The sequence below is a fragment of the Luteitalea sp. genome (assembly GCF_044337415.1).
Classification (GTDB): domain Bacteria; phylum Acidobacteriota; class Vicinamibacteria; order Vicinamibacterales; family Vicinamibacteraceae; genus Luteitalea.
This window is the reverse complement of the sequence record NZ_JBIINP010000222.1, coordinates 1-6,139: the sequence shown is the minus strand read 5'-3', so window position 1 is coordinate 6,139 and position 6,139 is coordinate 1. Positions and strand designations below refer to the sequence as shown.

Here is a 6,139-nt window from a genome sequence, read left to right as displayed (position 1 = left end):
CCGCGGTCGTGGTGCCCGACGACTTCCACGCCCGGTTCTCGGCGGTCGGCAAGGCCTACCGGTACAGCTGGCTCGTGAGCCGCACGGGGCACCCGCTGCTGGCCCGCACCACCTGCCTGGTGTCGCCGCCTGTCGACCTGGGCCGGATGGCTGCTGCCGCCGCCCGCCTCGTGGGCACCCACGACTTCGCCGCGTTCCAGTCCACCGGCTCGCCCGTGTCGACGACCGTGCGGACGATCACCGGGGTGGACCTGGGCGTGCGTCCCCCCGAGGACCTCGGGCTGCGGCTGGACGCGCAGGAGCGGCTCGTGGAGTTCGACATCGAGGGCGACGGGTTCCTGCGGCACATGGTCCGGGCCCTCGCCGGCACGCTGCTGGAGATTGGCCAGCGGCGTCGCGAGGTGGACGACATGGACCGGCTCCTCGCCGGGGCGCCACGGGGCGAAGCGGGGCCGAATGCCCCACCGCAGGGCCTGACGCTGATGTCGGTGCAGTACAGGTAGGGCGGGATGTCCCACCCCGCCGTTGGTCATGACGTCCGCCAGCGGCGCGGTCGGAGACCGCGCCCTACCCCTGTGGCGGTCGCCATCCCCAGCATTTCCAGCATTCGAACGAAGCCTGTCGCCGGCGGCGTTGCTGCGCCCTGAATGCCAACCTTCACGGGCGTGGACCTGGGTGTGCGTCTCCCCGAGGACCTCGGGCTGGGGCTGGGCGCGCAGGAGCGGCTCGTGGAGTTCGACATCGAGGGCGACGGGTTCCTGCGCCACATGGTCCGGGCCCTCGCCGGCACGCCACGGGGTGAAGCGTGGCCGAATGCCCCACCGCAAGGCCTGATGCTGATGGCGGCGCAGTACCCCGGGCGAGTAATGCCGCGATGCCGCGATGCCGGAATGTCGGAGGCCCTTTCCCATCCCCGGCATTTCCGGCATTCGAACGAAGCCCGTCGCCGGCGGCGTTGCTGCGCCCTGAATGCCAACCTTCGCCATTCCCGGCATCGCGGCATCGCAGCATTAATGTGGGCCGGGGAGTAGAATGTTCCCCGGTCCATGGCGCTCGATGAACTGCTGAGCTGGCTGACTCCAGGCTCCCCGGATGAAGCACTGGTCCGGAAACTGGACTTCGACCGGCTTCCGACTCACGTCGCCGTGATCATGGACGGCAACGGCCGCTGGGCTGGGCGCCGGCACCTGCCGCGCGTCGAGGGACACCGCGCGGGCACCCGGGCCGTGCGCGAAGTGATCGAGACCTCCGCCCGCCTCGGCCTCAAGTACATCACCCTGTACGCGTTCTCGGTGGAGAACTGGAAGCGTCCGGCGTCCGAGGTGGCGACGCTGATGACGTTGCTCAAGCGGTACCTCCGGTCCGAGCTCGAGACGTTGCTGGCCAACGACATCAGGCTCGAGGTCATCGGCCGCACCCAGGAACTCGCCCCCGACGTGCAGCACGAGCTCCACGTGGCGATGGAGCGCACCAGCCGGAACACCGGCACCGTGCTCACCATCGCGCTGAACTACGGCGGGCGCGCCGAGATCGTCGACGCCGTCCGGACGGCGCTGGCCGATGGCCTGCGGCCCGAGGAGATCGACGAAGCGCGCTTCTCGCAGCTGCTCTACACGGCGGGCCAGCCCGATCCCGATCTCCTGATCCGCACGTCGGGCGAGCTGCGGGTGAGCAACTTCCTGCTCTGGCAGATCGCGTACAGCGAGATCTACGTTACCGACACGTTCTGGCCCGACTTCCGCCGCACCCACCTCTTCGAGGCGCTGCTCGACTACCAGCGCCGCGAGCGGCGCTACGGGGGGATCGCCGCGACGCCGGCGCACCCGGTGGCAGCAGGCCGGTGACGCGCGTCATCAGCGGCCTCGTGCTGCTGGCCCTCATCGTCGGCGTCTTCTGGTTCCTGCCGCCCTGGGGCACGCAGATCTTCGCGGGCGTGGCGCTCGTCCTGTCGTTGCGCGAGTACGACAACCTCGTGCGGCTCGGCGGGCTCGACGTCGTGCCTCGCGTGGGGGCCGTGCTGTCGGTGGCCATGTACGTGGTGCTGCTGTTCCTGCCGGCGGCGGCCACGCACCTGCTGCTGGTGTCGGCCGTGGTCGTCGGCGGCGCGCTGGTGCTGCGCGGTCGCGTGCCCGATCAGGCGGTGGCGGTGGCGGCGGCCATGCTCTTCCCGGTCGTCTACCTCGGCATGGGGGTCGCGACGGTGCCGCTGGTGCGCGAGGCCTACGGGGCGCCCGCGCTGATGACCCTCTTCCTCACGCAGATCGGCAGCGACACCGGGCAGTACTACGCCGGCCGCACGTTCGGGCGGGCCCCGCTCGCGCTGGCGCTGAGCCCCAAGAAGACGCGTGAGGGCGCCATCGGCGGCCTCATCACGGGCGCCGTCGTGATGGCGGGCTTCGGCCGCCTCTGGCTGCCCGGCCTGCCGGCGTGGCAGCTCGCGTTGCTCGGCGTGGCCGTGGCGATCGTCGGCATCGCCGGCGACCTGTTCGAGTCGATGCTGAAGCGCAGCGCCGACGTGAAGGACTCGTCCAACCTGATTCCGGGCCACGGCGGCATGCTCGATCGCATCGACGCGCTGCTGTTCACGATGCCGCTGTACTACGTGGCGCTGCAATGGCTCTGGCCGGTCGCCACGCGCGGATGACCCGCCTCGCCATCCTCGGCAGCACCGGCTCGATCGGTGTCAGCGCCCTCGACGTCGTCGCCGCCCACCCCGGGAAACTCGAGGTGGTGGGCCTGGCGGCGGGCGGCAACGCCGACGCCATGGTGGCGCAGGCCGAGCGCCTGCGGCCGCGCGTGATCGGCATGGCGGGCGACACGGCGCTGCGCCGCGTGCGGGAGTCGCTCTCGGCGGAGGCAGCGGCGGGTGTGAGCGAGTGGGCCGTCGGCCGCGAGGGTCTGGTGGCGGTGGCCACGCACCCCGACGTCGACGTGGTGTTGTGCGCCTGCTCCGGGACCGAGGCGCTCGAGGCGGTGCTGGCCGCCATCGAGGCGGGCAAGCGCATCGCGCTCGCCAACAAGGAAGTGCTGGTGATGGCCGGCGCCCTGGTGATGGCCGCGGCGCGCGCCCGGGGGGTGGAGGTCCTGCCCGTCGACAGCGAGCACAATGCCATCCATCAATGCCTCGCGGGGCACCCCCGCGCGCACGTGCGGCGCCTGGTGCTGACGGCGTCGGGCGGCCCGTTCCGCACCACGCCCCTCGAGGCGCTGGCCCGGGTCACCGCGGCCGACGCGCTCAGCCATCCCACCTGGAAGATGGGGCGGAAGATCACTGTCGACTCGGCGACGATGATGAACAAGGGCCTCGAGGTGATCGAGGCGCGCTGGCTGTTCGACATGCCGGCCGATCGCATCGACGTGGTCATCCACCCGCAGTCGGTGGTGCACTCGATGGTCGAGTTCGAGGACGGCTCGCTGCTGGCGCAGCTCGGCGTCACCGACATGAAGCTGCCGATCCAGTATGCGTTCACCTGGCCGGAGCGCTGGCCGAGCCCGGTGCCGCGCCTCGACTGGCGCGCGGGGCTGGACCTCCGATTCGAGGCGCCGGATCTCGACCGGTTCCCCTGCCTGCGGTTCGCCTACGAGGCCTTGCGGGCCGGCGGGGCGGCGCCGGTGGTGTTGAACGCGGCCAATGAAATCGCCGTAGCGTCATTCCTGGAGGGGCAGTTGCCCTTCACGGGGATTGCCGCCACCGTGGGCGAGGTGCTCGAGGAGGCGTCCGGACGGACGCTCGACGCCACGTCGCTCGCGGCCATCCGTGACGTCGATGCGTGGGCGCGGCAGCGGGCCGCGGCGCGGGTCGGCACGATAGAATCCGGACGAGGCCTCATCGCGTGACCAATCTGTGGGCGTTCCTGTTCGTCCTGGGCGTGCTCGTGTTCGTGCACGAACTGGGACATTTCCTGCTTGCGCGCTGGAACGGCGTGCGGGTGCTCACCTTCTCGCTCGGCTTCGGGCCGAAGCTCCTGAAGGTCGTGCGCGGCGGCACCGAGTACTGCATCAGCGCGATTCCGCTCGGCGGGTACGTGAAGATGGCCGGCGAGACGCCAGACGACCCCCGCCAGGGCGCGCCCGACGAGTTCCTGTCCAAGACGAAGTGGCAGCGGTTCCAGATCCTGATTGCCGGGCCGCTCATGAACCTGCTGCTGGCCGTCGGGTTGATGACCTTCGTCATCTGGAACGGCGCCACCGAGCCGGCCTACGAGCAGCGGACGCCCGTCGTGGGGCGCGTGCTGCCGGGATCGCCCGCCGAGAAGGCCGGCATCCGCGCCGGCGACGTCATCCTCGCGTTCGCCGACAAGGACGTGACCACGTGGCAGGGCCTGCAGATGCGCGTGGTGCCTCGCGCCAATCGCGAGGTCCCCATCGTGATCAGCCGCGACGGGCAGCGGCAGCAGCTCACCGTGGTGCCCGAGGCGCAGACCAAGTACGAGATCGGCGACCTCGGCATCTCGCCGTCCGTGCACCCGGAAGTGGTGCAGGTGCAGCCGGGCAGCGCCGCCGAAGCGGCGGGCCTGAAGCCGAAGGACGTCATCGTCTCGTTCAACGGGACCGACACCACGGGCTTCACGCTGCAGCAGATGATCGGCGAGATCAGCAAGCGCGCCGGGCAGCCCGTGACGCTGGGCGTGGTGCGGGATGGCGCGCGCATCGAGGTGTCCGCGACGCCGCGCGATCAGGGCGGCGTCGGCCGCCTGGGCATCAATCTCAGCCCCTTCGAGACGGTCACGACGCAGCCGGGCTTCGTGCAGGCCATCGGCCTGAGCCTCAAGCAGAACTGGGAGTGGACGGCGATGATCGGCGAGATGCTCGCCGGGCTGTTCACGGCCGAGACGTCGCCCAAGCAGCTCATGGGGCCGCTCGGGATCGCCGAAGTCGCCGGTGGCGCGGCCTCGATCGGCTGGGCCGCCCTGTTCGGGACGATGGCGATGGTGAGCCTGAACCTGGGCCTGCTGAACCTGATGCCGATCCCGATCCTCGATGGCGGCCACATCACCATCCTGGCCATCGAGGGCCTCGCCCGCCGCGACTTCAGCATGCGCGTCAAGGAGCGGATGCTGATGGCCGGGTTCGCGGTGCTGATGCTGTTGATGGTGACGGTCATCTACAACGACCTCAGCCGCGTGGAATGGCTGAGTCGGTTGCTCAGGCGTAGCTGATCCCGCCCCGGCGGGTTCGTCCAGCGGGCGCGATTGCGCGTCAAACTGCCCATGACGATCCTCACGACGCGCGCCCTGCGCGCGCTGCTGCTGACGCTCTGGCTGCCCGCCGCGGCCCTCGCGCAGGCGGGGGCCACGTCGGCCGACCTCGACGCCCTCCAGGCGCAGCTGAGCTCGGCCGAGCAGCGGGTCGAGCGGCTGCGCGACACCGACGCGACCAGGGCCGCGACGCTCACGCGCGACCTGCAACTGCTGCGCGAGGACGTGACCTACCTGCGCGTGAAGCTGCGCCGGGAGAACGCGCTGCCAGCGGCGGAGGTCGCCGCCGTGCGCGACCGGATCACCGCCATCGAGCGGGAGGCGTCGGGCACCGCCCTCACGGCCGCGGCGCCCATGGCGCGGGCCGGCGAGATTGGCGTCGGCCAGGAACTCGATGCTCGCCTGCAGGTGCCGCTCAGTTCGCAGACGGCCGAGGTCGAGGACCGCTTCGAGGCCACCACGCTGGTCGATCTCTACCAGGGCAGCACGCTGCTCGTGCCTGCCGGATCCGTGCTCCGCGGTGTGGTCAGCGGTGTCGAGCGCGCCTCGCGCATCGATCGTCGGGGCAGCCTCACGCTCGCGTTCGACCAGATGACGGTGGGCGGCAACACCTACCGCATCCGCGCCTCGGTGACGCAGGCGCTCGAGGGGCCGGGCATCAAGGGCGAGGGCGGGAAGATGACGACGGGTGCGGCGGCCGGCGCGATCATCGGCGGCATCCTCGGGGGATTCCAGGGGGCGCTGGTCGGCATCGCTGTCGGCGGCGGCGGGTCGCTGCTGGCGTTACCGGGCACCAACGTCAAGGTCGCGGCCGGCACCGTGCTGCGCGTCCGCTTCGACGCACCGGTGGCGCTCGACGGCGCGCAGGGACCGGAGCGGCGTTGAGAATGCTGCGATGCCGCGATGCCGCAATGTCGGGGGCATGGCAGCGGCTCGCACAC

7 protein-coding genes are annotated in these 6,139 nt (G+C 71.1%); all 7 read left to right on the top strand.

Features of this window, described 5'->3' with window-relative positions:
* Positions 1 to 503, top strand: a 503-nt coding sequence (locus ACIRDX_RS19465; RefSeq protein WP_396627100.1) for a tRNA pseudouridine synthase A, incomplete at its 5' end; no start/stop codon positions are given.
* Between the two features lie 144 nt (positions 504 to 647).
* Positions 648 to 1,031, top strand: a complete 384-nt coding sequence (locus ACIRDX_RS19460) for a hypothetical protein (RefSeq protein ID WP_396627099.1) — start codon at positions 648 to 650, stop codon at positions 1,029 to 1,031.
* A gap of 15 nt (positions 1,032 to 1,046) precedes the next feature.
* A complete protein-coding gene (locus ACIRDX_RS19455; protein ID WP_396627098.1) occupies positions 1,047 to 1,844 on the top strand; it encodes an isoprenyl transferase in 798 nt (265 codons plus the stop codon).
* Complete coding sequence (locus ACIRDX_RS19450) at positions 1,841 to 2,644, top strand: phosphatidate cytidylyltransferase (RefSeq protein ID WP_396627097.1); 804 nt, start codon at positions 1,841 to 1,843, stop codon at positions 2,642 to 2,644. Before ACIRDX_RS19455 ends, ACIRDX_RS19450 begins: the two co-directional genes overlap by 4 nt.
* Positions 2,641 to 3,837 carry a 1-deoxy-D-xylulose-5-phosphate reductoisomerase gene (locus tag ACIRDX_RS19445; protein WP_396627096.1) on the top strand — a complete coding sequence of 399 codons (1,197 nt, stop codon included), beginning with the start codon at positions 2,641 to 2,643 and terminating at the stop codon, positions 3,835 to 3,837. Before ACIRDX_RS19450 ends, ACIRDX_RS19445 begins: the two co-directional genes overlap by 4 nt.
* Positions 3,834 to 5,159 (top strand): RIP metalloprotease RseP, encoded by a 1,326-nt coding sequence (gene rseP / locus ACIRDX_RS19440; RefSeq protein WP_396627095.1) that lies wholly within the window; start codon positions 3,834 to 3,836, stop codon positions 5,157 to 5,159. Before ACIRDX_RS19445 ends, rseP begins: the two co-directional genes overlap by 4 nt.
* Before the next feature lie 51 nt (positions 5,160 to 5,210).
* A complete protein-coding gene (locus tag ACIRDX_RS19435; protein ID WP_396627094.1) occupies positions 5,211 to 6,083 on the top strand; it encodes a hypothetical protein in 873 nt (290 codons plus the stop codon).
* Positions 6,084 to 6,139: the final 56 nt, after the last annotated feature.